Origin of the sequence: Kordiimonas sp. UBA4487 (assembly GCF_002389025.1) — a bacterium.
In the GTDB taxonomy this organism is placed as follows: Bacteria; Pseudomonadota; Alphaproteobacteria; order Sphingomonadales; family Kordiimonadaceae; genus Kordiimonas; species Kordiimonas lacus.
This window is the reverse complement of sequence record NZ_DGNR01000002.1, coordinates 155439-182367: the sequence shown is the minus strand read 5'-3', so window position 1 is coordinate 182367 and position 26929 is coordinate 155439. Positions and strand designations below refer to the sequence as shown.

27 protein-coding genes are annotated in these 26929 nt (G+C 56.2%); 14 read left to right on the top strand and 13 right to left on the bottom strand.

Annotation, left to right across the window (positions count from 1 at the left end):
- Nucleotides 1-36 precede the first annotated feature (36 nt).
- The 7 genes from B3Z17_RS00820 (at nt 37) to B3Z17_RS00790 (ending at nt 7403) form a co-directional block, all read left to right on the top strand.
- The gene (locus B3Z17_RS00820; RefSeq protein ID WP_286828158.1) at nt 37-858 is read left to right on the top strand and encodes a uracil-DNA glycosylase; all 822 of its coding nucleotides are present in this window, start codon (nt 37-39) and stop codon (nt 856-858) included.
- Nucleotides 855-2648, top strand: coding sequence for a lytic transglycosylase domain-containing protein (locus B3Z17_RS00815; RefSeq protein ID WP_286828157.1), 1794 nt, complete (start codon nt 855-857; stop codon nt 2646-2648). Before B3Z17_RS00820 ends, B3Z17_RS00815 begins: the two co-directional genes overlap by 4 nt.
- On the top strand, nt 2635-3165 hold the full coding sequence (moaB, locus tag B3Z17_RS00810; protein ID WP_349680287.1) for a molybdenum cofactor biosynthesis protein B: 531 nt from the start codon (nt 2635-2637) through the stop codon (nt 3163-3165). The genes B3Z17_RS00815 and moaB overlap by 14 nt, the downstream gene beginning before the upstream one ends.
- A 73-nt stretch (nt 3166-3238) precedes the next feature.
- Nucleotides 3239-4387 (top strand): TonB family protein, encoded by a 1149-nt coding sequence (locus tag B3Z17_RS00805; protein ID WP_286828155.1) that lies wholly within the window; start codon nt 3239-3241, stop codon nt 4385-4387.
- Between the two features lie 244 nt (nt 4388-4631).
- Nucleotides 4632-6137 (top strand): alanine/glycine:cation symporter family protein, encoded by a 1506-nt coding sequence (locus tag B3Z17_RS00800; RefSeq protein ID WP_286828154.1) that lies wholly within the window; start codon nt 4632-4634, stop codon nt 6135-6137.
- A gap of 54 nt (nt 6138-6191) precedes the next feature.
- Nucleotides 6192-6677: a nuclear transport factor 2 family protein gene (locus B3Z17_RS00795; RefSeq protein ID WP_286828152.1), complete on the top strand. Its 486-nt coding sequence runs from the start codon at nt 6192-6194 to the stop codon at nt 6675-6677.
- Nucleotides 6678-6764: 87 nt separating this feature from the next.
- The gene (locus B3Z17_RS00790; protein ID WP_286828151.1) at nt 6765-7403 is read left to right on the top strand and encodes a PAS domain-containing protein; all 639 of its coding nucleotides are present in this window, start codon (nt 6765-6767) and stop codon (nt 7401-7403) included.
- 122 nt (nt 7404-7525) lie between these two features.
- Here B3Z17_RS00790 and B3Z17_RS00785 read toward each other — a convergent pair whose 3' ends face one another.
- On the bottom strand, nt 7526-8323 hold the full coding sequence (locus B3Z17_RS00785) for an SDR family oxidoreductase (protein ID WP_286828150.1): 798 nt from the start codon (nt 8321-8323) through the stop codon (nt 7526-7528).
- Nucleotides 8324-8463: 140 nt separating this feature from the next.
- Between B3Z17_RS00785 and B3Z17_RS00780 the strand changes: the two genes are divergently transcribed.
- Nucleotides 8464-9285 carry a hypothetical protein gene (locus B3Z17_RS00780; protein WP_286828148.1) on the top strand — a complete coding sequence of 274 codons (822 nt, stop codon included), beginning with the start codon at nt 8464-8466 and terminating at the stop codon, nt 9283-9285.
- Here B3Z17_RS00780 and B3Z17_RS00775 read toward each other — a convergent pair.
- A complete protein-coding gene (locus B3Z17_RS00775; RefSeq protein ID WP_286828146.1) occupies nt 9282-10097 on the bottom strand; it encodes an enoyl-CoA hydratase/isomerase family protein in 816 nt (271 codons plus the stop codon). The genes B3Z17_RS00780 and B3Z17_RS00775 overlap by 4 nt on opposite strands.
- A 15-nt stretch (nt 10098-10112) precedes the next feature.
- Nucleotides 10113-10805, bottom strand: coding sequence for an SOS response-associated peptidase (locus B3Z17_RS00770; protein ID WP_074519492.1), 693 nt, complete (start codon nt 10803-10805; stop codon nt 10113-10115).
- Nucleotides 10806-10864: 59 nt separating this feature from the next.
- Between B3Z17_RS00770 and B3Z17_RS00765 the strand changes: the two genes are divergently transcribed.
- Entirely contained in the window at nt 10865-11329 is a 465-nt protein-coding gene (locus B3Z17_RS00765; RefSeq protein WP_206594876.1) for an NUDIX hydrolase, read from the top strand.
- 20 nt (nt 11330-11349) lie between these two features.
- On the opposite strand, the gene B3Z17_RS00760 is transcribed toward B3Z17_RS00765, so the two are convergent.
- A complete protein-coding gene (locus B3Z17_RS00760) occupies nt 11350-12276 on the bottom strand; it encodes a LysR family transcriptional regulator (protein ID WP_286828143.1) in 927 nt (308 codons plus the stop codon).
- Nucleotides 12277-12390: 114 nt separating this feature from the next.
- Here B3Z17_RS00760 and B3Z17_RS00755 point away from each other — a divergent pair, with 114 nt between their 5' ends.
- From B3Z17_RS00755 to B3Z17_RS00745, 3 genes are all read left to right on the top strand, one after another.
- Nucleotides 12391-12849 carry a VOC family protein gene (locus tag B3Z17_RS00755; protein ID WP_068304989.1) on the top strand — a complete coding sequence of 153 codons (459 nt, stop codon included), beginning with the start codon at nt 12391-12393 and terminating at the stop codon, nt 12847-12849.
- 11 nt (nt 12850-12860) lie between these two features.
- Complete coding sequence (locus B3Z17_RS00750; protein ID WP_286828142.1) at nt 12861-13217, top strand: nuclear transport factor 2 family protein; 357 nt, start codon at nt 12861-12863, stop codon at nt 13215-13217.
- Between the two features lie 189 nt (nt 13218-13406).
- Nucleotides 13407-13622, top strand: coding sequence for a DUF2842 domain-containing protein (locus tag B3Z17_RS00745; protein WP_068304984.1), 216 nt, complete (start codon nt 13407-13409; stop codon nt 13620-13622).
- Nucleotides 13623-13690: 68 nt separating this feature from the next.
- Here the strand turns inward: B3Z17_RS00745 and B3Z17_RS00740 are convergent, their stop codons facing one another.
- The 3 genes from B3Z17_RS00740 to B3Z17_RS00730 all read right to left on the bottom strand — a co-directional run bounded on the left by B3Z17_RS00740 (nt 13691) and on the right by B3Z17_RS00730 (nt 16290).
- Nucleotides 13691-15319, bottom strand: a complete 1629-nt coding sequence (locus B3Z17_RS00740) for a long-chain-fatty-acid--CoA ligase (protein ID WP_286828141.1) — start codon at nt 15317-15319, stop codon at nt 13691-13693.
- A gap of 123 nt (nt 15320-15442) precedes the next feature.
- A complete protein-coding gene (locus B3Z17_RS00735; protein ID WP_286828140.1) occupies nt 15443-15886 on the bottom strand; it encodes a M67 family metallopeptidase in 444 nt (147 codons plus the stop codon).
- The gene (locus B3Z17_RS00730) at nt 15871-16290 is read right to left on the bottom strand and encodes a hypothetical protein (protein ID WP_286828139.1); all 420 of its coding nucleotides are present in this window, start codon (nt 16288-16290) and stop codon (nt 15871-15873) included. Before B3Z17_RS00730 ends, B3Z17_RS00735 begins: the two co-directional genes overlap by 16 nt.
- An 11-nt stretch (nt 16291-16301) precedes the next feature.
- Here B3Z17_RS00730 and B3Z17_RS00725 point away from each other — a divergent pair, with 11 nt between their 5' ends.
- Both B3Z17_RS00725 and rpoH read left to right on the top strand, forming a co-directional pair.
- On the top strand, nt 16302-17282 hold the full coding sequence (locus B3Z17_RS00725) for an RluA family pseudouridine synthase (RefSeq protein ID WP_286828137.1): 981 nt from the start codon (nt 16302-16304) through the stop codon (nt 17280-17282).
- Between the two features lie 83 nt (nt 17283-17365).
- Nucleotides 17366-18268: an RNA polymerase sigma factor RpoH gene (gene rpoH / locus B3Z17_RS00720; protein WP_286828136.1), complete on the top strand. Its 903-nt coding sequence runs from the start codon at nt 17366-17368 to the stop codon at nt 18266-18268.
- Between the two features lie 3 nt (nt 18269-18271).
- Here the strand turns inward: rpoH and B3Z17_RS00715 are convergent, their stop codons facing one another.
- The 6 genes from B3Z17_RS00715 to B3Z17_RS00690 form a co-directional block, all read right to left on the bottom strand.
- Complete coding sequence (locus B3Z17_RS00715) at nt 18272-18808, bottom strand: hypothetical protein (protein WP_068304972.1); 537 nt, start codon at nt 18806-18808, stop codon at nt 18272-18274.
- A 33-nt stretch (nt 18809-18841) separates the two neighbouring features.
- Entirely contained in the window at nt 18842-20869 is a 2028-nt protein-coding gene (locus B3Z17_RS00710) for a hypothetical protein (protein WP_286828135.1), read from the bottom strand.
- Nucleotides 20870-21081: 212 nt separating this feature from the next.
- Nucleotides 21082-22374 (bottom strand): adenylosuccinate synthase, encoded by a 1293-nt coding sequence (locus B3Z17_RS00705; RefSeq protein ID WP_286828134.1) that lies wholly within the window; start codon nt 22372-22374, stop codon nt 21082-21084.
- 38 nt (nt 22375-22412) lie between these two features.
- Nucleotides 22413-23576: an ATP phosphoribosyltransferase regulatory subunit gene (locus B3Z17_RS00700; protein ID WP_286828133.1), complete on the bottom strand. Its 1164-nt coding sequence runs from the start codon at nt 23574-23576 to the stop codon at nt 22413-22415.
- 51 nt (nt 23577-23627) lie between these two features.
- Nucleotides 23628-25205, bottom strand: a complete 1578-nt coding sequence (gene serA, locus B3Z17_RS00695) for a phosphoglycerate dehydrogenase (protein WP_286828132.1) — start codon at nt 25203-25205, stop codon at nt 23628-23630.
- A gap of 83 nt (nt 25206-25288) precedes the next feature.
- Entirely contained in the window at nt 25289-26446 is a 1158-nt protein-coding gene (locus B3Z17_RS00690; protein ID WP_286828131.1) for a phosphoserine transaminase, read from the bottom strand.
- Between the last annotated feature and the right edge of the window lie 483 nt (nt 26447-26929).

Sequence of the window (26929 nt, the reverse complement as noted above, 5' to 3'; positions counted from 1 at the left end):
ACACGAGAGGCTGACAACTAACAACATTGGTTAAAAATGAGTTCACCTGAGCCCCAACATATGGACCCGGCAAGCCTTCTGGCATGGCACATCGCCATGGGCGCGGACGAGGCGATCGACATTGATCCGATCGACCGTTTCACGACAGAAGTACAAGCCCCGGTTATTGCCCGGCAGCACCCGCAGGCACAGAAGCCCGCGCCGCCTTCCGGTCCAAGACCTGTGGCTGCGAAGCCTGTGCAGGCCGTTGTTGGCGCCGGCCCCGAGGCCGCTGGCAGCGTTGCGGCGGAAGCGAGCACTCTTGAGGAACTCAAAGCTGCCATGGAAGCCTTCGATGGCGGCCTTCTGAAACGATCAGCCAAAAACACCGTATTTGCGGACGGCACCCCTGGAGCCCCCATCATGGTGATCGGCGAAGCTCCCGGCGCAGACGAGGACCGCGAAGGCAAGCCCTTCGTTGGCGTATCTGGTCAGTTGCTGGACAAAATTCTGGGGGCTGCTGGCTTCTCGCGCACTGAAAACGTCTATATCACCAACATGGTGCCTTGGCGTCCGCTGGGCAACGCCACACCGGACGGGGCGACAATCGCCATGTGCATGCCGTTCGTGAAGCGCCATATCGAGCTTGCAAAGCCGAAGGTAATTCTGATGGTTGGTGGCGTTTCCGCCAAGGCCCTTCTGGGCACGGAGGAAGGCATCACGCGCCTTCGCGGCCGCTGGAAAGAGCTTGACATCGGCGGCCAGAAAATCGCCGCATTGCCTGTTTATCACCCAGCTTATCTGCTGCGCCAGCCCGCGCTCAAGGGCCATGCCTGGCGCGATATCCTGTCTGTGAAGAGGAAACTGTCCCTGTCATGAGTATCCGTGCTGTGTTCCGTCTGATGTTCGCCTTCTCGCTGCTATCCACTGCTGCGCTCAGCGCAACTGCACGGGCCGACGTCGATGTGCCGGATGTGCTCAGCAAGGAAGATATCAATCGTTACCAGAGAATTTTTGAGCTTCAGGAACAGGCCCGCTGGGAAAAAGCGGACCGCATGATCAAATATGTCGAGGACCCCATTTTGATGGGGCATGTGTGGTTCCAGCGCTATATGCACCCCACCGGATACCGCAGCAGCTATTCGGAGCTGGCAGGGTGGCTCAAGTCCTACGCGGATCATCCCAATGCATGGCAGGTTTACCGCCTGGCGCGCAAGCGGCAGGGCAATGCACGGGCCCCAAGGCGCCCGATTGACACCCGCTATCCTGGCGTGACCGGCCAGGCCGCAGCACCAAAGCCGCCCCTGCCCCAGCGCACCCGGCTCGAGCGCACTGCCATCACCCGCTTCTTCGCCAACGTACGCCGGTATGTTCGCAACGGCCTGCCGGAGCGCGCCGAGAAGCGCTATTGGGCAATGGAAGCGCGTGGGCTTCTGGTACCCTATGAAAAGGCCGAAGCGCTGGAGCGCATTGCGTCGAGCTACTATTATAAATCCAACAACAGCAAGGCGCGCATCCTGTCGACAATGGCCGCAGAGTTTGCCCGGGAAATCGAGCCCCATGCCGATTGGATCGCAGCCCTTGCCTATTGGCGGGATGGCGATTATGCGACGGCTTACCGGCATTTCAAATATGTCGGTGAAGCAGAACGCGCCGGTGACTGGCTGGCCTCTGGCGGGCAGTTCTGGGCCGCGCGCGCAGCCTATCAGATGGGTGATCCGATCACCGCAACAGAGCACCTGCGCACGGCGGCCAGCTTTCAGGAAACCTTCTACGGCATGATTGCCGCACGCCAATTGGGCATTCGCCCCAAAATCGATTGGGCAGTACCGGACCTGGAGCGCGACGCCCTTGATAATCTGATGCAGTACCCTGCAACACGGAGAGCCATCGCCCTGGCCGAAGTGGGCTGGCACCATATTGCAGACGAAGAGCTGCGCCTTCTTTGGGGCCGTGAAGGCACCGCCGTGCAGGACGACCTGCTGCCGCTGGCGGCCAAGCTGAACCTGCCAAACATCCAGATCAGACTGGGCCGCGTTGGCGGCACAGGGCACCCGGCCTCAACGGCTGTGCGCTATCCGCTGCCGGACTGGGAACCTGCGGGCGGCTTCACCGTCGACAGGGCGTTGATCTTTGCCATGGTACGCAAGGAAAGCGATTTCCGTATCCGCGCCAGAAGCCACGCCGGCGCTGGCGGCCTGATGCAGGTTATGCCGGCAACGGCCAGCTACATCTCCAAGAACCGTCGCCTGCGCCGGGACCGCAAAAAGCTGTATGAGCCAGAATTCAACATGGCGCTGGGGCAGCAATATATCGAATATCTGATCGATTCCGATTATGCCGAAGGCAACCTGTTCATGGCGCTTGCCGCCTATAACGGCGGGCCCGGTAGCCTGATGGAATGGCAGAAGGAAGTGATTTACGAGCAGGACCCGTTGCTGTTTATCGAATCCATTGGCTTTTATGAAACACGCAGCTATATCGAACGGGTGATGGCCAACTTGTGGCTCTACCGTATGCGCCTGGGCCAGGAGACGCCAAGCCTGGACGCTGCAGCCTCAGGCGCCTGGCCAGTGCTGGAACGCCTGGATACAGAAGCGACCGCTGTTGCCATGAAGCGTGCTCAAACCCGAACCGTTACAAGGACAAGAACCCTTGCCGAAGATTGATGAAAGCCGCCCGTTCATTCCGGTAAACATTGCCGTTTTGACCATTTCCGATACTCGTACTTTTGAAGACGACCGCTCAGGCGATACGCTGGCGAGCCGCGTTGAGGAAGCCGGACATAAAGTGGCGGACCGGAAGATCATCAAGGATGATATCCCATCGATCACCAGTCAGGCCAAAGCCTGGATTGCTGATGCGGGTATTGACGTGATCATCGCCACTGGCGGCACGGGCCTGACCGGGCGGGATGTCACCCCGGAAGCATTTGAAGCGCTTTATACAAAGCCCATCCCCGGCTTTGGCGAGCTGTTCCGCATGCTGTCATACGACCTGATCGGCACCAGCACGATCCAAAGCCGCGCCACCGGCGGCCTTGCGGGAACAACCCTGATGTTCGCCCTGCCCGGTTCAACCGGCGCGGTGAAAGATGCCTGGGACAAAATTCTCGTCACGCAGCTCGATAATCGCTACCGCCCCTGCAATTTCGTGGAAATGATGCCCCGCTACGGCGAGAAATAGCGCCTTGCACAATTGCCATCAGTAATTGTATTTGATACAAATCCTTGAGACTTTCGTTTGGGGGATTGTTGTCATGAAACGTCATCTTGCTGCGGCACTGCTTCTTTCCGCGTCCTTGGGCATTACCACTCCAGCTTTTGCAGGTCTCAGCCTTGAGGAACATGAGGCACGGGCGCAAACCATGACGGTGCGCGAAGCCTATGCAGCCTATGAGGAATGGGTGAAGAAAGAGTCGCGTTATTATGCCGAACCTTACGCGCACCGCGTCTATTCCCTACTCAAAGAGGCGGCGGCACAAGACGAAAGGCATGCCAAAAATCTGGCACAGGCGAGCTTGAATTATGGTCGCCTGCTCTTGTCTGTAAATAAGCGCGATCAAGCGGAAGAAATCCTTGAGGAAGCCTTGGTACTTTTTCAGAACCAGTATGGCAATGATGCCCCAGAGGTTATTGATCCACTGATGGATCTCGGCCATGCAGAGACAAAGTTCCTGAGCGGGACAACCGGCGGCAAATATTATCGGCGCGCAATTGAAATAGCTGAAAAACTAGAAGGGGAAGACTCCGCCCTCGTCGGCCAGCTCTATTATGAGATGGCCGAACAGCAACTGGTTATGGGCGCAGGAAAACGTAATCTGGCAGTCGGCAATCTCAAAAAAGCCTACAAAATTTTTCAGGCGACACTGGGCGAAAATCATGGACGCACCGCCTTGGCAAGCTATCGCCTTGGCGAGCTGAAAAAGCTGGATAAGCGGTATGATGCTGCAGCGGAATTTCTGGAAGCCGCAGTGCGGGTCTACGATAGCGGCGCACCGAACGAGCGACTGACGCAACGCATGCATACCCTATTGGTAGAAACCTATGAAAAAATGGGCGAAAGCGACTTGGCGACCAAGCATTGTCAAGCCGTTGGCCGCATCAAGGAAGCCAACCGCGACCCCGTGGAGACGGGTGAAAGCTACGAACCCTTGTTTCTTGCCCAGCCCAAATACCCTGTATCCGCACAACGTCGAGGCCTTGAGGGCACAGTGGTGCTTGAACTGACCGTCACCAAGGATGGGCGCACCAGTGATTTTCGTGTGATGGAACGATATGGCCCCGATGACTTCGTCAAGGCTTCTATCGAGGCTGCCAGAAAATTTCGGTACTCCGCACGCCACGAAAACGGCCAGCCGGTAGACACAGCGGGGGTAAAATACCGTTTCGTTTACTCACTCCGCTGAAGCAGCCCTGAGGGCGGCAATGAAATCCCGCTATATTCGCCGGTCCGGTGACAACACAGCCGTAAACACGCCAGCTAGCAGCGGTACGGACCTGAAAAAGAAAATCCCGCACAGAAGACTGGAATCAGAATTTCATGCGGGATTCCGCCGTTTGAAGTCGCTCAACCAATTTTTGGCTTCCATCCGGGTGCCCCCTCGCCTACTCTGCCCGGCAAATAACACAAGATAACTCTGGGGAGAGGACGTGTTTCAGTTCAAGCGTATTCTGGCAGCTTTCATGGCTGCCCTCGCAATCACCGCACCGACATTGGCACAAGATGGTGAACAAACCGGATTTGTCGGTTTTCTTGTCTATCTCATCAACCAGTTAGATAGCTTTGTCTTCCAGACTATTCCCATTGCGGGCAACAATGTCGAATGGATTGTTATCCTGATGGGGGTCGCAATGGTCTCGCTGACCATTCTTTTTGGCTTTGTAAATGTTACAAGCTTCAGGCGGGCTTGGCGAATTGTGAAAGGCGACTATCACGACGAAAAGGCGGAAGGCGAAGTCACCCAGTTCCAGGCGCTTTCTACCGCCCTTTCCGGCACCGTAGGTCTTGGCAACATTGCAGGCGTTGCTGTCGCCATTTCCATGGGCGGCCCTGGCGCAACCTTTTGGATGATCATCATTGGCTTCTGCGCCATGTCCCTAAAGTTTGCTGAATGTACGCTGGGGGTAAAATACCGCGACGTGCGCGAGGACGGCACCGTGGCAGGTGGCCCCATGTATTATCTGGAACGCGGTTTAAAGAAACGCGGTCAAGGGTGGGCAAAAATTGGGAAGATTCTGGCTTGGAGCTACGCGATCCTAGCGGTGCCAACATTGCTCCAAGTCGCACAAGTCAATCAATCCTATGAAGCAATCACAGCTGTTACGGGAATTGATACAAACACGACTCAATGGGGCTTTGGCGTAGTCATCGCCATCCTTACCGCCATCGTTATCATAGGGGGCATCAAGTCAATTGCTGGTGTTACATCAAAACTTGTACCCCTAATGGCTGCTGTATATATCACAGGTGCCCTGGTCATTATTCTGGGGCATGCCTCAGAAGTACCAGCTGCCTTTGTCACCATTTTCGAAAGTGCCTTCAACCCGGATGCTGCAACAGGCGGCGTCATCGGCGTTATCATCATCGGTATGCGGCGTGCAGTTTATTCCACCGAAGCAGGTCTCGGATCAGCGACAATGGCGCACGCAGCTGCCAAAACAAAAGAGCCTGTATCTGAGGGGATGGTTGCCCTGATGGAACCATTTGTTGATACGATTGTCGTCTCCACCATGACAGCGCTCGTAATCGTTATTACCGGCAACTACACCATTGGCCAGGAAGTCCAAGGTATCTCAATGACATCTGCAGCATTTGGCAGCGTCATCAGCTGGTTCCCGTTGGTACTTGCTGCAGCCGCATTTATGTTTGCCTTCTCAACAATTATCAGCTGGGGCTATTACTCTGGAAAAGTGTGGGAGTTTGTTTTCGGCGGCGGCGATAAATCAATGAACATCTTCAAGATCATCTTTTGTGTCGCGTTGGTGCCAGGGGCCGCCTTCACTGCAGACCAAGTATACAAGCTCATGGACAGCCTGTTCTTTTTGATGGCCGTACCAAACCTGATCGGCATAGCGTTTATGGCGACCGAGTTAAGAACAGACCTGAAAGACTATCTGGCGCGCCTGAAGTCTGGCGCGATCAAAGCCAACAGCTAACTTTTTGGCGGCGCTGACGGCTGTCGGCGCCGCATCTATTTTCGGAGAGAGACCATGCGCACACTAATTGTATATTTTATCCTGATCTTCGGGTTTATGATGCCCGTCCTAGCCGATGATGAGGACCTGGCAGGGGTGAACCGCACGCTTGACACCTTTCATGGCGCTGCATCTGATGCAGATTGGGATACCTATTTCGCGCTGCTGACCGAGGATTCCATCTTCCTGGGCACCGATGCGTCAGAGCGTTGGGACAAGCCCACTTTTCAGGCTTATGCCCTGCCAACCAAGGGCTGGACCTACACGGTGCGCGAGCGACACGTCAATTTCACACCGGACGGCAACACCGCCTGGTTCGATGAGCTTCTGGATAACACCAAGTATGGCACCAGCCGGGGCACCGGCGTGCTGATTCGCACAAATGACGGCTGGAAGATTTCACAGTACCACCTGACCTTCCCACTGCCGAATGACCTGGCGAAGGGAATCACCGAGCAGATTCAGGCATTTGAAGCGGGGCAAAAAGCAGGCCAACAATAGGTCAGTAGCCTTGTCTTGAAACAGTAGCAAACGCGCCTCATGATTTCCCGACCAAAGGGGTTCCAATTGAGGGAAGAGGAGGCGTGTATGCCCGTTTCCGGTGTTTTGGGGCGTTTACTTGAGTATTGGCACACTTTACCGCGCGAAGCAGGCGCGGCCATGCCCAGAAAATGTGTGCTGCATCCAACAGATTTACACGAGCTGCTGCCACGCATCTCGCTGATGAAACGCATAGACCGCTATGACGTGCAGGTGTCCATGATTGGCACGTCACAGGATGCCCTCTGGCAGGCACCAATGGCAGGCATAAACGCGTTTGACCTGACAACACCGAACATGCGGGAAAATACAGCCCGCCTGTATGAAGCCATTCTGGACCAGCCCAGCGGCGTACAGATGCAGGAAACCGTCAGGCGCAGGACCGGCGACAGTGCTGAAGTGGAATCACTTTATCTGCCACTGGCCGACGATGACGGTACGCCAACCTTTATTATCGGCTGCTCGGTCTATCTGAAGCAACCACGGTATGGCCGGATCAATGACCGCCTGATGCTGGATCACCAGAAAGTTTCCAATCTGGAATTCCTGGACTTGGGACGCGGTAAGCCACAGGTGACGTTTGAAAAGCCAGCGCCAAGGCCACGACCCGAACCTGAAACGCGCTGGTGGGACCGCTTCATGCCGTCAAGGCCACGGCCAGGCAGCGATGAGTATCTTGACGCCTGAGAATCCTCCTGGAGGATGGTCGGGAGACAGGTGCCGCAGATGTAAATCCGTGCACTGATGCTCCCTGACCATCTTCAGGCCAATCTTCAGGCCAATCTTCAGGCCAATCTTCAGGCCAATCTTCAGCTCATTCTTTCAACCATCCTGAACAGCATATTGGGGAAAAAGCGCTTCACCCACAGGGCTTTCATTTCGCTGCCCTCGCCCACCGGAATCTCTTTTTTGCCCTTCTTGAACCCTTGCATGATGACCCGCGCGCAGGCGTCCACATCCATGCCGCCGGCGATATTCTTGTCTACCTTGGCAAATTCGGAGCCATCGCCTTTGAGGGCATTCTTGGCGATATTGGTGCGTATGAAGCCAGGCGTGATGGTGGTGACATGAATGCCGTCTTTCGCCACTTCAGCCCGAAGGGCGTCAAAAAAGCCCATCATCGCGTGTTTGGCAGCGCAATAGCCCGTCCGCTGGGATACACCGATCTTGCCAGCCACCGACGCTGTGACCGCCAGATGGCCACTTTTTTGAGCCAGCATGATCGGCAAAACAAGTTTGGTGAGGGCGATCTGGCCGAACACGTCGACTTCGAAAAGCCTACGGTAGGTTGCCATTTCCGTGTCCACACACAGGGACCGCTGCGAAATGCCAGCATTGTTGATCAACATGTCGATCCGGCCGGTGAAGGCCTTGGCCTCGGCAACCTTTCCTTCAAGCGCTGCTTCATCCGTGACGTCCAGGGGAAGGACGAGAATGTTACCCTTGTCTGCCCCCTCGCTGACACAGGCCTCCCGGACGCGCTCCAGTTCCTCTGCGCGGCGGGCAGACAGGATGAGCTTCGCGCCTTCTTTGGCAAACTGGTGTGCCAAGGCTTCGCCAATTCCTGACGATCCGCCAGTAATCCAAATGGTTTGACCCTCAAACATGATATTCTCCCGATATGATCTTGACGGTGATAATAAACCGAAAGCTTTTGGCTTCAACTGGCCGTGCTATCAAAGAACGGTGAATTTCCTTTTCAAAACAATCCCCTTCCCTTAGGTTGAGCGTGATCGGAGCAAACCCAATGCAGTTCCACACACCGACAATTGCGGGCCTTATAAAGGCCGCCATTCAAGCCGCAAAAGCCCGCTTTGAGTTGCTGGTGCTTTTAGGCCTGTTGGCCGGCATTGGCAGCAGCATTGTCTATGCCCCAGCCGTTGCAGTGCTTGAAGGGCTGATCGAAATTCAGCAGGAAACCGGCACACCAGACGAAAAGAGCGCCGAATTTGCCGCCGCCTTCAACGATGGAGCATCCATCTTACTCCTTGGCCATCTGGCAGCCACAGCCGTATCCACCTTCCTTCTAGTGCCATTTGCCAGGGCCTCGGCCCCGGGGCAATTAGTGCCGTCAGCAGGTGGATTGAAGGCCTTTTTGATACGGGGCCTTCGGTCGTTCCTCCATATGGTCGCGGTGAACGGTATCACCATTCTTGTCGGCCTCTTTGTCCTGTCGCTTACAGCAGGGCTCGCGTTAGCTTTGGGGCCACTGGCCAACGCACTTGCCATGGTCGGCGGCGGCGTGGTGATCTGGATGTCGATTGTCCTGACTAGCACGGCCCATCTGGCGATCGCCGCAGAAGCCCGCGACCGGCGCGAAACACTACCGTCAGCTTTTATGCGAGCCCGTCTTTTCATGGTACCCATTGCCGCTTCCTTGGGGCTGCTATTTCTGATTGCTGCGATATTCTATCTGGTCATCGGCAACCTGGCCTTAAGCCTGGTGCCGGAATCGTTTGAACCCCGCATGGGCCTGATCGTGTCAGGGTTTGTGGTGTATCTGACATCAGCACTGCATGTGGCGGCACTCTATCAGGTACCGGATTTTCGCGACCTTCGCCCCAACTAGGCCTCACTGCCCCCGTTCCAGCGGAAGGCAGGGCTACGCTTCTCAAGAAACGCCCTGACACCCTCAGTCGCGTCCTCGGCTGTGTGGGCATCCTTGAACATTTGTGCGGTCTGGTCGTCATCGTCATGCTGGCCGTCAAGGATAAGGCGAATGGTCTGTTTAATGCCGCGCACCGAATATTGCGAGACCTGGGCAATTTGCTGCGCAAATGCCTGGGTCCTTTCCGTCAATTCATCTAGGGAAAACAGCTCATCCACCAGGCCAATGCGCAGTGCCTCATCGGCGTCCACCACCCGGCCGGTAAACAGCATGCTTTTGGCCTTCGCTGGCCCCACAAGGTCCATCAACTGCTTGGTGTCATTGAGGGGATAGATCAGCCCCAGCTTGGCCGGCGTGATTGCAAACCGTGCTGTGTTGGCGGCAAAGCGCATGTCGCAGTGAATGGCAAGGCCACAGCCGCCGCCCATGCAGGCCCCTGCCACCTGGGCGATGGTTGGCTTCTTCGCCCGTGCCAGCGTCCGCTGGGCTTCCCGAATAGCCAGCCTGTTACTTTCCTGCCGCTCCGGCGACGTCGCAATCTGTTCCAGCTCTGCAATGTCTGCCCCAGCGGAGAATGCTTTTTCCGTAGACGAGCAGACAATGATGACGCGCACGTCCGGGTCCGCATCAAGCCGCGCTACAGCGCCTGGGATTGATGCCCACATGGCTTCCGACATGGCATTGCGCTTCTCCGGCCTGTTCAGCACCAAGCGACCGATGGGACCAACTTTTTCAAGGAAAACAGGGCTTTGGCGATCATTCAGGTCAGTCATTCGTGTCTGCTTTCCTTAAAACAAAGTGTGTTGGCGTTCTTGCTCTGGCGGCTCCAGGCATTCCGGCGCGTCAAACCGCACATCATTGAGACGGCTGTTAACTGCGCGCCACTCGAATGCAGTCTCTGGCATAAAATCGAAACTTTCCAGGAAGCCGCGGGGTAGCGGGTCGTGGGGTGTGAGCCAAGCCCCATACTGCTCCCGCTTTACAACAAGCGGCATCCGGCTATGCAGGCTGCGCATCGGCCCGTTGGTCGGCCCCGTCAGGATCGCCATGGTTTCCAGCCAATGTTCGCCTGCCGGGCCATGCCAGGTGGTCCAGATGCCCGCAAAGGCCTGCAGGCCACCGCCGACGGGGGTGATCAGGAAAGGCTGCTTGCGTCCATTCACTGTTTTCCATTCATACCAGCCATCAAAAGGCACCAGGCAGCGCGTCCGCTTCATCGGAGACCGGAAAGAAGGCTTCTCAGCCACGGTTTCCATGCGTGCGTTGATCAGCGGCTTGGCACCCAGTTCCTTTTTCCACTCTGGCACCAACCCCCACTCGACTGCGGCAAGCTCAGCCAAACCGCTCTCGTTATTGCGGACAATCAGCACCGGTTGACCGGGGGAAATATTGTATCGCGGCGGTATGTGAGCATCTGCGCGCACGCCAAACAATGCCTTCATTGCATCCTTTGGCGATGTCATCAAATAACGTCCACACATAAACCCTTGCCTCTTTTGTCGTCCACTCCCATTGTGGGGCTTATGTGCAAAGAAATAGCATGCTTATGACAGAGGCAAGTGAAAAGCCGGATCACCGGCAAAATCCGACGCGTCCGGTCGTGGGCGTTGGTGCCGTGGTGATGAACGGCAACAATGTTCTTCTGATCAAGCGCGGCAAGCCCCCCAAGGAGAATGAGTGGAGCCTGCCTGGTGGTGCTCAGCTATTGGGGGAGACAGCGTTTGAGGCCGCTGCGCGCGAAGTGTTCGAGGAAACAGGCCTTACGATCCAGCCAACCTGCCTGTTAGACGTTGTCGACTATATTGACCGGGCGCCTGATGGATCGCTCGAATTTCACTATACCTTGATCGATTATCTTGCCCTGACCACCGATCGTCATCCGGTTGCTGGCACTGATGCGGTCGATGCACGCTTTTTCCCTCTTGAGGAAGCCCTTGCGCTGCCGCTATGGGCGGAAACCCGGCGTATCATTGCCTTGGCGGCGGAGAAATTGGCGACGCTTTAACTGTTGCATAGAACAGCCGCTCATGTCTCATCTCCATGCCTCCAGCGGTCCCAATGCGGTATATTGCCGCCCAGGTTAGTGACCATGAAATCGATAAAGACACGTACCTTTTCAGGCAGATAGCGCTTCTCCGGGAAAACCGCATATATCGCCTTATGCGGCATTTCATAATCAGACAATATGGGCACCAGTTTCCCTGATTGAATATCCGGCCCGGCAACAAAAGTCGGCAAGCGTCCAATCCCCAGGCCCTGCAGCAATGCCTCATGCAAAGCTTCGCTGTTGTTCACCTGGTAATTGCCTTCTATCCGAACGCGGCTTTCCTCACCGTTCCTGATAAACACCCACTCAGGTACCCCTGTGTGATACGTAAACAGGATGCAATTATGCTGTATCAGGTCCTGTGGCGATTTTGGCATACCGTGCCTTGCGATATAATCCTTAGATGCACAAAGAACGCTATGGAGCGGCGCCAGCTTCCGGGCGATAAGCGACGAATCCGGCAGGTCGCCTGCGCTTAACGCAACATCGAAGCCCTCCGCAATGACATCACGGGTCTGGTCGCTCATATCCATATGAATTTTAACATTCGGATACTGCTTTAAGAATTGTGGGATGATCGGCGCAATGTGAAGGCGCCCAAATGACATTGGTACGCTGAGGCGCAGCGTCCCTTGCGGCGTCGCCTGCAATTCCATCGCCGCATTCTGGGCATCCTGCGCGGCATTCAATGCCTGCACCGCATGTTCAAAATAGCGTGCACCCGCTTCGGTCAGGCTTAATTTGCGCGTCGACCGCTGCAGCAATTTAACGCCCAGCTGACCTTCCAGCCCACTTATCCTCTTGCTCACCGCCGACTTGGTAATGCCAAGCTTTCCGGCCGCCTTCGAGAAGCTGCCCTCTTCAACCACACAGGTGAAAACTGGAATTGCGGAAATATCCTGCATGACGCCCAACTGTTTCCTATAAGTTAACAATATTTTTCAAAACAACAATATTATCACCCATTCAGAAACGCAATAGATTGTCTGGGTACAGTCATTACAGAAGGAGAGCAGACAATGGCTCGATTGGAACATGTGAATCTGGTTGTCAAAGACCTCGACGCGACATTGGATTTTATCCTGACTGCGTTTCCAGACTGGCGGGTGCGCGGAACAGGCGAAGGCGACTGGTACGGCACAAAACGAAAGTGGCTGCACGTTGGTACCGATGACCATTACATCACGTTGAACAATGGGGGCACCGGCAGCAACCGCGACCTCAAAGGGCATCTGCCAGGTCTCGCCCATATCGGGTTTATCGTTGATGATATGGAAGCCGTCGCAAACCGGCTCCAAGCCAAGGGATACGAAATAGCGACCATTGGCGCCGATCACCCCTTCAGGAAAACCATCTATTTCATCGATCCGGCCGGCTTTGAGTTCGAGTTTATCGAATATCTGAGCCAAAAGCCGGAAGAAAAAAACATGTATGGCGGGGAAACATCAGGGATCACCCGCGTCAGCACAGCAATTTAAGGATAACCGCAATGAACAGCACAAACTTTATAACAGACCTCTACAAGAATGCGGTTGACGGTATGGATACAGCCCAGCTTGCCCCCTTCCTGGCGGAAGATGTGCGCTTCCGTATCGGCAACCATGATCCCGTGAAGGGGAAAAAGGCAGTTCTGGACGCTAATCACGCTTTTTTCTGCAGCATTAGTAGCATGGCCCATACCATCGACAATATCTGGCCTCATGGTAACGACATCATATGCAATGGCACGGTTGACTACGTCAGGCTGGATGGCAGTGCGCACTCAGCCACATTCGCGACAGTCTTGACGCTGAAGGATGGAGAAATTAGCGATTATCTCGTCTATGCCGACCTGTCTCAGCTTTGAAACCGGGAATGTTCAGGCATGAAAGCTTCACATGTGGGCCATAGATCAGGCATCTACTGATTGCTAATTGCAGTCTATTCCATGTAGAGAAGAGGTCGCGGCAGCAGTCAGGCAGCGTCCCACACCTTCCTGGCCGTGCTTTTATAGGGCCGCAACTGGGCCAACCACAGCGCAAGAAAGTAGACAGACATGACCGACGAAAAACCATCCTCCCGCAGCGCGATCGGGATGCTTGCCCTGATTTTCGGCCTGATGGCTTATGCCTTCCTGGCGGCTGCCATTGGCGGCATGATGGCGGAATGGTCGGTCGCGATCCAGACAGTCTATTACCTGATCGCCGGCCTGCTGTGGATCTGGCCCGCCAAGAAGCTGATCTACTGGATGGGCGGCAAAAAGCCCGAATAGGCACCACGCCAAAAGAAAAGCCGCAGTGCAAAACACCGCGGCTTCCTTTTTGGTCTTTCCCAAATCCATCAGGTGCCTGGGAATTTATAGTCCTTGAACTGGTCTCTGAGGTCTTTCTTCGAAATCTTTCCTGTGGCGGTGTGCGGAATCTCGCTCACCATCACCACGTCATCCGGTAGCCACCATTTGACCACCCGGGTCTCAAGGAAGGCATTCATCTGTTCGGTCGAGACCGTCTTGCCCGCTTCCGGCACGACAATCATCAATGGGCGTTCATCCCATTTAGGGTGATGCACGCCAATCACTGCGGCTTCCACCACATCCGGGTGTGCGACAGCCTCATTTTCAAGGTCAATCGAGCTGATCCATTCGCCACCAGACTTGATCACGTCTTTGGCGCGGTCTGTGATCTGCATATAACCATATTCGTCGATACAGGCGATATCGCCGGTGTCGAACCAGTTGTCGTCATCGAGGATCTTGCCGCTGTCGCCCTTATAATAGGTGTCGATCACCCACGGGCCACGTACCATCACCCGGCCAGAGGTCTCACCGTCGCGCGGCAGGATGTTGCCGTCGTCGTCCTTGATGCACATCTCAACACCCAAGACCGAGCGGCCCTGTTTGGTCTGCACATCCAGTTTTTCTTCGGCGGGCAGCGTTGCCACAGCTGCGTTTTCGCTGCCAAGGCTGCCAAGAGGGCTGGTTTCCGTCATGCCCCAGGCATGGTTCACCCGGACACCGTATTTTTCCTGGAAGGTCTGGATCATGCTCCTGGGCACTGCCGATCCACCAATGGTCACGATCGTCAGCTTACCCATGTCCTTGCCGGTTGCCTCAAGATACTTCAGCATGCCGGACCAGACAGTCGGCACAGCCGCTGTCACCGTGACATCCTCGTCGATGATCAGTTTATGAAGCACATCCGGTTCATGGTGCGGGCCATTGAAGGCAATCTTGGCGCCCGTGGCCGCCGCAGCATACGGAATACCCCAGCTGTTAGCATGGAACATCGGCACGACCGGCAGGATGGTCGACAGCGACGTGATGCCCAGCGTGTCACCGGAGATTGCCAGCAGCGTGTGCAGGAAGTTCGACCGGTGGCTGTAGAGAACCCCTTTCGGATTGCCGGTTGTTCCGGACGTGTAACAAAGGCCGCAGGCTGTGTTCTCATCAAATGTCGGCCAGCTGTAATTACCGTCTTCAGCATCCAATAGCTCTTCGTACGACAGCACGTTCGGGAGCTTGGTCTCGGGCATATGCTCACGCCCGACCATGATCACATAATGCTCAATCGTTTTCAGATGATCCTGAATGGCTTCGATCAGCGGCACGAAGGTGATGTCCAGCATCAGCACTTTGTCTTCCGCGTGATTCATGATGTAGATCAGCTGTTCGGGGAACAGGCGCGGGTTCACCGTGTGCGTCACAGCGCCCATGCCGGACGCACCATACCAGATTTCCATATGTCGGTGGCTGTTCCAGGCAAGTGTCGCCACCCGGTCGCCCATTTCCACTCCCAGGCGTCCAAGCGCCTGCGCACACTTTTTGGCGCGCACAGCACAGTCGGCGTATGTATATTCAAACTTCCCGCCTTCCGGCAGAAGGCCGACAATTTCGCGGCGTGGATGGTTTACTTCGGCATGCTCAAGAAACTTGGATACCAGCAAAGGCCAGTCTTGCATCTGTCCCAGCACAGGCACTTCTCCCCATAATCGAAAACAAAACGCCGCTGCCTTCCCAAACAGCGGTACATTCAGGCGTCTGATTGACTATAGGTCTGCGACGGGGCTTTTCAAACGCTTTGTGGCGCTTTTTCGCTAGTCTGACGAGACTTTGAGCATGCACTCATCAAGCTGGTGCGGATCGCCTGTTCCTGCCCGGAAGGCGCCGTGCTCACACATACCGTCCCTGACACCGGAAATAAGCCAAACCCAACCGGGTTCGACAGACTGTGCCCTGTCCGTGTCCGACGGCCACGCCACCCCATTCGGATGGCTGTGCCAGACACCCACAATCTGGGGCCCACCAGCCCGTGCTGCTTTCTGCATCAGGATATGCATGCCAGGGTCAATCTCGAAGCTGGTTTCGGGGTTACCTTCGGTAACATTGTCGGTGACAACGGCCTGCGTCAGTTTGACTTCACTACCCCCGACCTCGCCCAGCAACAAGGCGCAAGCCTCATGCGGCTCCGCCTGCCAGGCCGTGCGCTCCAGCATTTCAAGGAGGGTGGCGCTCAGCCGGACGTTTACTTGTCCTGCCATACCAGCGGAACGTCCACTTTGGCCTGTTCACCCGTCACACGGTTGAGTGTGATGATGGTATCGCCGGCATTCGACCGGAAATGGAACACCAATTCGGCACCCTGGCCGGTCACGGACACCAGCGTGGCGCCCGCTGGCCGTTCGATCTGATAGTCACCATAAGATTGAGCCGGTGCCATAACAGGCGCCGTGGCCACGGCCTCGGTGTCACCCTCACCCATCAGGCTTTGTGCCGCACGTTCGGAGATCTTATAGACCATCAACCCCACCATCGCGAGGATGGCGATCCCCAGCCCGATCACCAGCACCTTCATGCCAGTATGGCTGGGCACTGCCTCGTCGTCACCACCAGAAACGGCAGCGCCTTCATTCTGGGGCGTGACTTTTTCGTCTTGTGGCATCATAAGATGTCTCCATGAGCGACACATTCAAAATTCATATCGAGCCAGAGCTTGCCGGCAGCCGCCTTGATAAAGTGCTTGCCGACGCAATGCCAGACTTTTCGCGCTCGCGCCTCAAGGCACTGATCGATGATGGCCAGGTTCTTGAGCAGCAAGCGGGCGGTAAAATCAGCGCGTCGCGCAAAGTCAAAGCCGGTGAAACATACCATATCAATGTGCCCGAGCCAGAGGACCCAGAACCAAAGGCCGAGGATATCCCGCTTGATATCGTGTTTGAGGACGAGCACCTGATTGTGGTCAACAAGGCGCCTGGCATGGTGGTGCACCCGGCGGCAGGCAGCCCGTCCGGCACGCTTGTGAATGCGTTGCTGCATCACTGCCACGGATCTTTGAGCGGCATCGGCGGCGTCAAGCGCCCGGGCATCGTGCACCGCATTGACAAGGACACCAGCGGGCTTCTGATTGTGGCCAAGCATGACAAGGCCCACAATGGCCTTGCCGAGCAGTTCGCGGACCATTCCATTGAACGCCTGTATTCTGCCGTGTGCAAGGGCCACCCCGTGCCGCCCAGTGGCCGGATTGAAGGCAATATCGCGCGCCATCCGGTGGACAGGAAGCGCATGGCCGTTACAGACCATGGCGGCAAATGGGCGGCAACGCACTACCGCTCGCAAACTCACTTCGCGCAAAATGGCGTTGCTATCGCCAGCCTCATCGAATGCCAGTTGGAGACAGGCCGCACCCATCAGGTGCGCGTTCACATGGCCCACATCGGCCACCCACTGGTCGGCGACCCGGTTTATGCCCGATCTGCAGTGCCCGGCAGCATAAAAGGTGCGGCCCGCGCAGCGCTCCAATCCTTCAAACGCCAGGCACTTCATGCCCGGGTTCTGGGTTTTCGCCACCCCGTCAGCGGCGAAACCTTTAAATTCGAGAGCGACTTACCATATGATATGAAAGAGCTTTTGGAGACACTGGCACCCTACCGGGTGTAAGTGCCTCTTTTTGCGTGTTTGACGAAGAATAGAAAGCCGCAGTAAACTAAGCGGCAAACAATAAAGCGGTTAGGGATAGGAATATGTCGACTCCAAGCAACTTACCAACGTTGTCGCCTGAAGGCAGCCTCAGCCAATACCTGCAGGACATCCGGAAATTCCCGATGCTCGCGCAGGAAGAGGAATACATGCTGGCCAAGGCCTGGACCGAACACGAGGACCGGGACGCAGCCCATAAGCTTGTCACCAGCCACCTGCGCCTGGTTGCCAAGATTGCTATGGGCTACCGCGGCTATGGTCTGCCCGTGGCTGATCTGATCTCTGAGGGCAATGTGGGCATGATGCAGGCGGTCAAACGCTTCGACCCGGAAAAAGGTTTCCGCCTTGCCACCTACGCCATGTGGTGGATCAGGGCCGCAATCCAGGAATATATCCTCAGAAGCTGGTCGCTGGTGAAAATCGGCACCACCGCTGCGCAGAAAAAGCTGTTCTTCAACCTGCGCCGCATGAAAGGTCAGATTGCTGCTGTCGAGGAAGGTGACCTGACACCCGAACATGTCGCCAAGATCGCCAAAAAGCTGGATGTGCCGGAAGACGATGTGGTCAATATGAACCGTCGCCTGGCCGCCATGGACCACTCGCTGAATGCGCCCCTGCGCGCTGACGCGGAAGGCGAATGGCAGGATTGGCTGGTTGACGAAAACCCGGACCAGGAAACTCTGGTGGCAGACAAGGAAGAACGGGACCAGCGCCTGGAGCTTCTGTCGGATGCGATGGGTGACCTTAACGACCGTGAGCGCCATATTTTCCAGGAACGCCGTTTGGCGGAGCCGCCGAAAACCCTGGAAGAACTCAGCCAGGAATACGGCGTCAGCCGTGAACGGGTACGCCAGATTGAAGTGCGTGCTTTTGAAAAAGTCCAGAAGGCGATGCGGCTTGCGGCATCAGAAGCTGGCCTGGGCAATCCCGGTAAACAACAGCATTAAGGGTCAGGCGCTTGGACGCCGACCTTGTGCCCAGCCAGGCTCTTCTTCGGGACCGTCCTTGTCTCCGATCACATCTGCCCCCCACTGTTCGATCAGGGCCTGTCGCTGCTGGTTCAGCGTTTTAATGCGCTCTTGCGCCAGGCTTTGCAGCACGATGGCCGCAAGCATGGGGCCCACGTGGACAAGGGCATAACCGACTGCCGCCGCACCATACATGGTAGCCAGGTTAATTGGGTTGAACAGGATAAACATCAGTTCCCGTGGTTGATCCATGACCATTGCGATAAACGGTAGAACGCCAGCGATATTCATGAACCCGACGCACTGAACGCGCTCAGCCTTATTAATACCTTTGGCAGTGAGGCTGAGAACAATCGTCGGCGCCAACCCCACGATGGCAACACCGACCGCGTTGAGGCTGGCGATGCCAAGGCCAATCAAGCCGGCGACAAGAAGCGGCCCAAACGCACTCATTTCCTGGCGTTTGTTGATCTTGCGGCGCATCCGCATCGGTGTAGCTTGCTTCTTCTTTTTTGCCATTCTTCTTTCCAAAGATCCCTGTGCACTCAACCCTTATGCAGGGAAAAATGCCATGAACCCAACAAGTAACATGACGACAAATGCGACCAGCCTACTGCCTCGCAACCCCTTGGTACGCGCGTCAGAGTCAGTTGGCAGTATTTTACGCCCCAGCTTGGCCTTTTCCCGGTCCAGTTTCATCAACGCGTTACGGGCTTGGGCAAACTCCCTTGAATCCTCGACCTGGATACGCGACATGTTCAGTTCTGTTGTCAGCTTATGAACATCACCGCCTTTCTTCACTTTTTCAAGCAAGGCTGTCACGCGCTCCCGGCGCTTCTTGTTCTTCAGCGCCTTCACGGTGTTTGACAATCCATCGACCAGCTTCTCGGTCAGGTTATGGAGCGGCTCAAGCTTAAACCGGCGCTGCAGCATACCGAAAAACTCGGCGCTCAGGCTGTTCAGGCGCACCGGGTCATTCTGTGCGGCGGCAATCTTGTTGAAATCGCGCTCAAGATCACTGCCATGGGCGGTACAAAAGGCAGCGATATGGCGATCCAGCAGCACATTCTTCAGTGGCCCGACCGCCGCCATTCGATCAAGCGCGCGCATCATCTGTTTGATGGACCCGATCCAGACATTGCTGAAACGTTGACTGACGCAGGGCAGGATCGGGTTCATGGCATAGAGCACCCGTTCCATGCCACGCCCAAGCGATTTGCTGCTGCCGTGGATCATGATGGGACGCAGGCCACGAACCTGGGTCATGAACCTATCGTTTCGTTCGGCGCAGACCTCAGCAAGGGCATTGAGGAAGCGTTCATCAAACAGATCCAGAATGACACCGATCAGGTCACGGTCATCGCGCGAGAATGCATCGGCCAGTGCCGACGGCAAGCCATCCAGGAAGAAGGAGTGGCCTTTGAAATGAACCGGTCCCGTTGGGTGCAGGAACATGCAGACGCGGGACACCATTTTATAGTCGTCGGGCCGCGTGCCACCAAGACCACCACCAGGCACGACATTCAGTGTGGCTTCAAGCCGCTCGGTCAGAATTTCATCGCGGAACGAGAGCTGAACCCAGGCAGGAAAGTCGATTCCCTTAAGGAAATTCGCGGCTTCCCGCGGATCGCGGGCGAAGGCATCGGCCAGCAGGCGACGGTCCACATAAGCAACACCCTTGAAACTGGTCGGCCGGTTCATGGACCAGGCCTTCATACTGGTGCGCTTTGGTTTGCCCACCCCCTCGAACCAATCAAGGATATCTTCGGCGCCCCAGCGCTCGTCCTCGTCATCTGCCATCAGACCCCGGATGAGGTTGCCGAGCGCCCCGGGAATTTCACGCCCTCCACTCAGGGCCCAGAATGAGCTCTGGTTCACCCGTGCCATCAGCAAACTGTCGCGGTCCTTGCCGCGCCACAGGGCTTCACCGAAATAAAGGCTCTGGAGGCAGGCACCCAGCTGATAGAAATCGCTTTCGATGTCCCCTTCACCGCGGGCTGTTTCATCCGCAAGCGCCAGCTTTAGCGGCTCAAGGGCAAAGGGATGCTTGTAGCCCGGCGGCGCGCTGTAGCATTCGCCGATGCAGACCTCATCGCCATCTGGGGCCGCGAAAAAAAGATTTGTCGGCATGATACTGCGGTGCGTGAAACCGCGTTTGTGAACTGCCGCGATTGCCTTCAAGGCAGACAAAACAATACTTTGCCTGAGCTTATTTGTGTTAACCCGCGGATGTACTTTGCCGTCCGGCCCAAACAGGGCGCCGCCTGTCGGTCGTTCAAAAATGGTGACCAGCCGCTGTTTCTGGCCTTTCAGGTCCAGATTCATCAAGCCCCGGTCGATGGGGTTTACCACATTCGCAACGGGGCGGCTTTTCAGGCTTTTGTAAACTTCATTCCGGACCGGAATGGTGGGGTGCTGTACCAATGCATATATGTCTTTGCCAGGGCGTTCCTTGTCGACAGCCATGAAGGCATCGCCGCCACAGGTGGTGAACTCCGGCAACGGTGCCGACGTCTTGACGTCGTACCGGTCACCGAAAGCGCTCTGACCGCTCGGAACTGGTGCACTATCACCGCTCAAGCCAAATTCCCCTTAGCACGCAAACAGCGGCGCTCCCGTGCCCCTTGGCAGCGCCACAATCAATTCCTGTACCCCTTATGCAGGAATACAGTTAACAAATTAAAATCATATTGCTCAAAGATGCAACATATTCACAAAAAAAACGCCGCTGCTCCGGGGAGTTAGCGGCGTTTTGTGTCTTTTTTGCTTAAGCGCTGATTATTGCAATCGCATTAGTCCAGGAAAGGATCCCGCACCAGAATTGTATCGTCGCGCTCAGGGCTGGTAGACAGGAGTGCCACTGGCACACCGATCAATTCTTCAATACGACGGATATATTTCACTGCTGTCGCAGGGAGGTCGGCCCAGCTGCGCGCGCCGAACGTGCTGTCTTTCCAGCCTTCAAGCGTCTCGTAAACCGGCTCAACGTCGGCCTGATCTTCCATACCGTATGGCAGATAGTCGATCACTTCGCCTTTGTGCTTGTAGCCGACACAGACCTTCAGTTCGTCCATACCGTCCAGAACGTCCAACTTGGTCAGGGCAATACCCGTGACACCGCCAATCGTCAGGCTCTGGCGCACCAATACTGCATCAAACCAGCCACAACGACGGGACCGACCAGTTACAGTACCAAACTCATGGCCCTTTTCGCCCAGATACTGGCCAATCTCGTTTTCCTGTTCTGTTGGGAACGGGCCGGAGCCAACACGTGTCGTATAGGCTTTGGTAATCCCCAGCACGTAGCCAAGTGACGATGGGCCCATGCCGGAGCCACCAGCTGCCTGGCCTGCAATCGTGTTGGATGACGTCACAAATGGGTAAGTACCGTGGTCAACGTCCAGAAGCGTGCCCTGCGCGCCCTCAAACAACACCTTCTTGCCCGCCTTGTCGGCGTCATCAAGCGTGCGCCAGACATTGGTTACGTATGGCAGAATTTCAGACGCCATTGCCATCAGCTCGTCAGCCATTTCCTTGCTGTCGATTTCTTCGTGGCCAAGACCGCGACGAACAGCATTATGGTGCGTGAGAGCGACTTCAAGGCGGGCTTCAACCATCGCACGGGACTGAAGGTCGCACACACGGATCGCACGGCGACCAACCTTGTCCTCATAGGCTGGGCCGATGCCGCGGCGCGTAGTGCCGATCTTGACACCTTTGGTGGCGTCTTCACGGATGGCATCCAACTCGCGGTGGTACGGCATGATCATGGTAGCATTGGCTGCAATCTGCAGCGATTCAGGCGTGATATCAACGCCCTGCCCGCGCAGTGTTTCCATTTCCTTGAGGAGCGCCCAAGGATCAACAACCACACCGTTACCGATAACGCTTGTTTTGCCGCCGCGGACAATGCCGGATGGCAGCAGGGACAGCTTGTAGACGTTTCCGTCGATTACGAGCGTATGGCCGGCATTATGCCCGCCCTGGAAGCGCACCACCACATCAGCGCGTTCTGAAAGCCAATCGACAATCTTGCCTTTGCCTTCATCGCCCCATTGGCTACCGACGACAACAACGTTGCCCATGCGAAATCCCCTTTACTGGTCTCTTAAAAACAGAGCTTTTATACGGGTCGAACCCGTTCATCAAGCAAGATATGGCTGCAGCCAAGGCGCTTTGCTTCCACAAGCGGGTCAGCGCCCGCATCAAGGCCCTGTACCGTACGCCAGCCCTCGACGCGCAACTTATTGCCATCACTGGATTTTGTGCCAAAAGGCAGGAAAACATGATCGGTCTTTTCAGCTGCTGGCAGCGCCTTCATCAGGCTATCCAGATAGACAGAAAATCCTGTTGCTTCCTCTTCATGGCCGTCAGGATGGGGCACCATGTAGCGCCCACCGCGGCCCAGCTCGCCCTCGCCACCCTTGGCAAAGAGCGCGAATCCGATTCCGCTTTTATATTCGAACCCATGGCTTTCGCACGGGTCGATTGTCAGCGACAGGTCTGGCAACCGGTCAGCGACCATTTCAGTCAGGCGGCTGAGGCGGGCAACAAGCTTGCCGGCGTCGCCCTTGAGCTCCAGTCCAGAAAGCATTTCATTCGCCTGCTTGGCTGGGCCCGCGGCCTGCAGCAGTTTCTCAAACGCAGCCCGGCTTGCATCAGGCAGTACCGCGAGGCCACCGATATCCTTGGCTTCAAGGGCTGCCATCACGCCTTCCCGCACGTCACCCGCAAGCCTATGCTGGTCACACATCATGGCAACAAGGGGCGCAACCGTCAGGTCCAGCGACAGCTCACCAATGCCGACAGCTGCAAGCGCTTCAACGGCAACTGCGATCACTTCAAGTTCAGCCTCAAGGCTGGGACTGCCCACCAGCTCAACGCCCGCCTGCACAAACTGGCGGGTGGGGCGAAGCTGGCTGCCCTTGGTCCGGAGCACATTCCCTGTGTAGGCAAGCCTGAGCGGGCGCGGTGCATCCGCAAGTCGCGTGCTGGCAAGCCGTGCCATCTGCATGGTCATGTCGGCCCGCACTGCCATCATGCGCTGGGTATCCGGGTCCATCAGACGGAACATCTGCTTGGCGCGGGTTTTCCCTGCACCAACCAGCAGGCTGTCTTCATATTCGACAAGAGGCGGGGCCACACGGTCGTATCCATGCGACAGGAATGTATCCACCAGACCGCGCACCAAAGCTGCTTCTTGTTCAGCCTTGGGTGCCAGTTGATCACGAAAGCCTTCCGGCAAAAGTGCCTGACGGGCGTATGCACCACCCGCCATCTGTTTCATTGGACCATTCACGTGTCAATTGACCACTAAACGTGGCCCCTCTCGTTAATTTTAGAACGTCAGACGTTTTGCCTGCCGTACATGCGCGAGCGCGGTCACCTGGTCAAGAACAATATCCTGAACCGGCTGGTCAACCGACACCAGACACACGGCCTCTTCGCCCTCGATCTTACGGCCCAGCGCAAAGGTTGCGATGTTCACACCGTTGTAACCCAGAAGCGACCCCAGCGCACCGATGAAGCCAGGTTTGTCATCGTTGATGACATAGAGCATGTTTGGCTCGACCTCAGCTTCAAGGCGCACGCCGTTGACTTCCACAATCCGCGGTGCGTGGTTGGCGAACAGCGTGCCGGTTACGGTCCGGGTCTGCTTTTCGGTTTCAACCGTCAGCTTGATCAGCGTGTGATAGTCGCCTTCACGGTCATGCTTCACTTCCGTTACCTGGATGTTGCGTTCTTTCGCGATCACAGGCGCGTTGACCATGTTAACGCTGGACATCAGCGGCGACAGAAGGCCTTCAAGCACAACAGCCGTCAGTGGCTTGGTATTCAGCTCGGCAACTGCGCCCTCATATTCTACCATGATACGCTTCAGGCCATGTTCTGTCAGCTGGCCAGCGAAACCACCGATCTGTTCAGCAAGCGCCATATAGGGCTTCAGCTTCGGTGCTTCCTCAGCGGAAAGCGACGGCATATTGAGGGCGTTGGTGACACCGCCGGTCAGCAGGTAATCGGACATCTGTTCAGCAACCTGAAGGGCCACATTGACCTGTGCTTCGGTCGTGCTTGCGCCAAGGTGCGGCGTACAGATGACATTGTCATGGCCGAACAGCGGGTTGTCGGTTGCAGGCTCAACCTCGAACACGTCGAGGGCGGCACCAGCCACCTTGCCGCTGTTGAGCGCATCGAGAAGCGCTGCTTCGTCGATCAGGCCACCACGGGCACAGTTCACGATGCGAACACCGTCCTTCATTTTCTTGAAGGCTTCAGCGCCCACAACACCGCGCGTCTGGTCAGTCAGCGGGGTGTGAAGCGTGATCACGTCCGCTTTGGCGAACACGTCATCCAGCTCAACCTTGGCGATGCCCAGGTCCGCCGCACGCTCTGGCGCCAGGAACGGATCATAGGCAACAACCTTCATCTTCAGGCCCAGTGCACGCTCTGCCACCACGGAACCGATGTTGCCGCAACCGATCAGGCCAAGCGTCTTGCCGGTGATTTCCATGCCCATGAATTTGGACTTTTCCCACTTGCCGGCATGCGTGGATGCATTGGCCTGCGGGATCTGGCGCACCAGCGCCATCATCATGGCGATCGCATGCTCAGCTGTCGTGATGGAGTTACCGAAAGGCGTGTTCATCACCACCACACCGGCGTTGGTGGCGGCTGGCACGTCCACATTATCCACACCGATACCGGCACGGCCAACAACCTTCAGGTTCTTGGCGGCTTCAAGGATTTTCGGGGTAACTTTGGTCGAAGACCGGATGGCCAGGCCATCATAGTCACCAATAATTTTCAGAAGCTCGTCCTTATCCAGGCCGGGCTTATAGTCAACTTCCACGCCGCGATCTTTGAAAGTCTGTTCGGCAAGTGGGCTCATTTTATCGGAAATCAGCACCTTAGGCATGATTGGTCCTTCTCTGATGTCTTTTCTCTGTTGGGAAACAGCCGGGGCCGCACGGCGCTTGCCGGGCCCCGGATACAAATCTTCTACGAATGCGCTGCTTTGGCTTCCGCGTAGGCCCAATCGAGCCACGCGGTCAGGGCCTTAAGGTCTGCGGCTTCAACTGTAGCACCGGTCCAGATGCGAAGGCCCGGAGGGGCATCGCGGTAGGCACCGATGTCATAGGCCACGCCTTCAGCGTCCAGAATGGAGGCCAGCTTCTTCGGCACAGCCGCCTGCGCTTCTGCATCCAGGCCCCGGAACCATGGGTCCACAACCTTCAGACACACACTGGTGTTGGACCGGGTGGCTTTGTCAGCCGCCAGGAAATCAACCCATTCGGTTTGCTCTGCCCAGTCCTCCAGAACCTTCAGGTTGGCTTCGGACTTGGCGATCAGGCCCTTCAGGCCACCAAGGCCATCGGCCCACTCAAGCGCGTCGATATAGTCTTCAACACAGATCATGGATGGGGTGTTGATGGTTTCGCCCACGAAGATGCCTTCGATCAGCTTGCCACCTTTGGTCAGGCGGAAGATTTTCGGCAGCGGCCATGCAGGCGTGTAGCTTTCAAGGCGCTCAACAGCACGCGGGCTGAGGATGATCACGCCGTGGGCTGCTTCGCCGCCCAGCACTTTCTGCCAGCTGTAGGTTACAACATCGAGTTTGTCGAAAGGCAGGTCCATCGCGAAAGCGGCCGAGGTGGCGTCGCAGATGGTAAGGCCCTTGCGGTCGTCGTCGATCCAGTCACCGTTTGGCACTTTCACACCACTGGTGGTGCCGTTCCAGGTGAAGACAACGTCATTGTCGAAATCGACCGCGTCCAGATCCGGCAAGTTGCCGTAATCCGCATCAAACAGGCGTACTTTTTCAAGTTTCAGCTGTTTGGCAACATCTGTTACCCAGCCAGAGCCAAAGCTTTCCCAGGCAAGCATATCAACGCCGCGCGCACCCAGAAGCGACCAGAGCGCCATTTCAACGGCGCCGGTGTCGGAACCGGGCACAATACCGATGCGGTAGTCCGCAGGTACACCCAGAACTTCACGAGTTTTATCGATGGCGTATTTCAGCTTGGCCTTGCCAGGCTTAGACCGGTGAGACCGCCCTGTGAGGGCGTCATTAAGCGCGTCCACGCTCCAACCTGGACGCTTTGCACATGGGCCAGAGCTGAACTCAGGCCGTGCAGGTGCCGTGATAGGCTTTGTCATATCGCTATCCTTCCAGATAGTAAGCGCCTCGTTGGGGAGGCGTGTCCCAAGGGTTTATGCCGACCTCACAGACAGCTGGTTCCCAGTTGGGGGAACTACCAAGGCCGGAAACTAGCGATATAGGCGCCAAAGTCAACGAAAGATTTGTGTCAGGACACAGAAGTTTTTGTAACGATATTTCACGCCTGAAAAATAGTCAGGATTCCGAAGGGTTAAACGATCAAGGCCAGTGAGCCTAGCTGCAAGCTCTAGCACTTCTTGGAGGTGCGAATCTGTTCATGAGAATTTAATCAGACTGGTTTACGCTTATGGTATCTTTGTTCTCGGTTCCGAGACGAAAGGAAACTGTAATGAGTGAACCAGAGAGGACGATTAACGTAACTGTGATAGTCAACGAAAAAGAGAGCAGCCCCCAGCCAAGGAAACCACTCTCTTTCATTCAAGATATAGTCAAATATATCGTCTACATATTTACAGGACGTT

What these genes read in the sequence shown, in the direction of transcription:
- B3Z17_RS00820 (WP_286828158.1), top strand. Translation starts at nt 37, where the DNA reads ATGAGTTCACCTGAGCCCCAACATATGGACCCGGCAAGCCTTCTGGCA.
- B3Z17_RS00815 (WP_286828157.1), top strand. Translation starts at nt 855, where the DNA reads ATGAGTATCCGTGCTGTGTTCCGTCTGATGTTCGCCTTCTCGCTGCTA.
- B3Z17_RS00805 (WP_286828155.1), top strand. Translation starts at nt 3,239, where the DNA reads ATGAAACGTCATCTTGCTGCGGCACTGCTTCTTTCCGCGTCCTTGGGC.
- B3Z17_RS00795 (WP_286828152.1), top strand. Translation starts at nt 6,192, where the DNA reads ATGCGCACACTAATTGTATATTTTATCCTGATCTTCGGGTTTATGATG.
- B3Z17_RS00790 (WP_286828151.1), top strand. Translation starts at nt 6,765, where the DNA reads ATGCCCGTTTCCGGTGTTTTGGGGCGTTTACTTGAGTATTGGCACACT.
- B3Z17_RS00785 (WP_286828150.1), bottom strand. Translation starts at nt 8,323, where the DNA reads ATGTTTGAGGGTCAAACCATTTGGATTACTGGCGGATCGTCAGGAATT.
- B3Z17_RS00780 (WP_286828148.1), top strand. Translation starts at nt 8,464, where the DNA reads ATGCAGTTCCACACACCGACAATTGCGGGCCTTATAAAGGCCGCCATT.
- B3Z17_RS00775 (WP_286828146.1), bottom strand. Translation starts at nt 10,097, where the DNA reads ATGACTGACCTGAATGATCGCCAAAGCCCTGTTTTCCTTGAAAAAGTT.
- B3Z17_RS00770 (WP_074519492.1), bottom strand. Translation starts at nt 10,805, where the DNA reads ATGTGTGGACGTTATTTGATGACATCGCCAAAGGATGCAATGAAGGCA.
- B3Z17_RS00765 (WP_206594876.1), top strand. Translation starts at nt 10,865, where the DNA reads ATGCTTATGACAGAGGCAAGTGAAAAGCCGGATCACCGGCAAAATCCG.
- B3Z17_RS00760 (WP_286828143.1), bottom strand. Translation starts at nt 12,276, where the DNA reads ATGCAGGATATTTCCGCAATTCCAGTTTTCACCTGTGTGGTTGAAGAG.
- B3Z17_RS00755 (WP_068304989.1), top strand. Translation starts at nt 12,391, where the DNA reads ATGGCTCGATTGGAACATGTGAATCTGGTTGTCAAAGACCTCGACGCG.
- B3Z17_RS00750 (WP_286828142.1), top strand. Translation starts at nt 12,861, where the DNA reads ATGAACAGCACAAACTTTATAACAGACCTCTACAAGAATGCGGTTGAC.
- B3Z17_RS00745 (WP_068304984.1), top strand. Translation starts at nt 13,407, where the DNA reads ATGACCGACGAAAAACCATCCTCCCGCAGCGCGATCGGGATGCTTGCC.
- B3Z17_RS00735 (WP_286828140.1), bottom strand. Translation starts at nt 15,886, where the DNA reads ATGGCAGGACAAGTAAACGTCCGGCTGAGCGCCACCCTCCTTGAAATG.
- B3Z17_RS00730 (WP_286828139.1), bottom strand. Translation starts at nt 16,290, where the DNA reads ATGATGCCACAAGACGAAAAAGTCACGCCCCAGAATGAAGGCGCTGCC.
- B3Z17_RS00725 (WP_286828137.1), top strand. Translation starts at nt 16,302, where the DNA reads ATGAGCGACACATTCAAAATTCATATCGAGCCAGAGCTTGCCGGCAGC.
- rpoH (WP_286828136.1), top strand. Translation starts at nt 17,366, where the DNA reads ATGTCGACTCCAAGCAACTTACCAACGTTGTCGCCTGAAGGCAGCCTC.
- B3Z17_RS00715 (WP_068304972.1), bottom strand. Translation starts at nt 18,808, where the DNA reads ATGGCAAAAAAGAAGAAGCAAGCTACACCGATGCGGATGCGCCGCAAG.
- B3Z17_RS00705 (WP_286828134.1), bottom strand. Translation starts at nt 22,374, where the DNA reads ATGGGCAACGTTGTTGTCGTCGGTAGCCAATGGGGCGATGAAGGCAAA.
- B3Z17_RS00700 (WP_286828133.1), bottom strand. Translation starts at nt 23,576, where the DNA reads ATGAAACAGATGGCGGGTGGTGCATACGCCCGTCAGGCACTTTTGCCG.
- serA (WP_286828132.1), bottom strand. Translation starts at nt 25,205, where the DNA reads ATGCCTAAGGTGCTGATTTCCGATAAAATGAGCCCACTTGCCGAACAG.
- B3Z17_RS00690 (WP_286828131.1), bottom strand. Translation starts at nt 26,446, where the DNA reads ATGACAAAGCCTATCACGGCACCTGCACGGCCTGAGTTCAGCTCTGGC.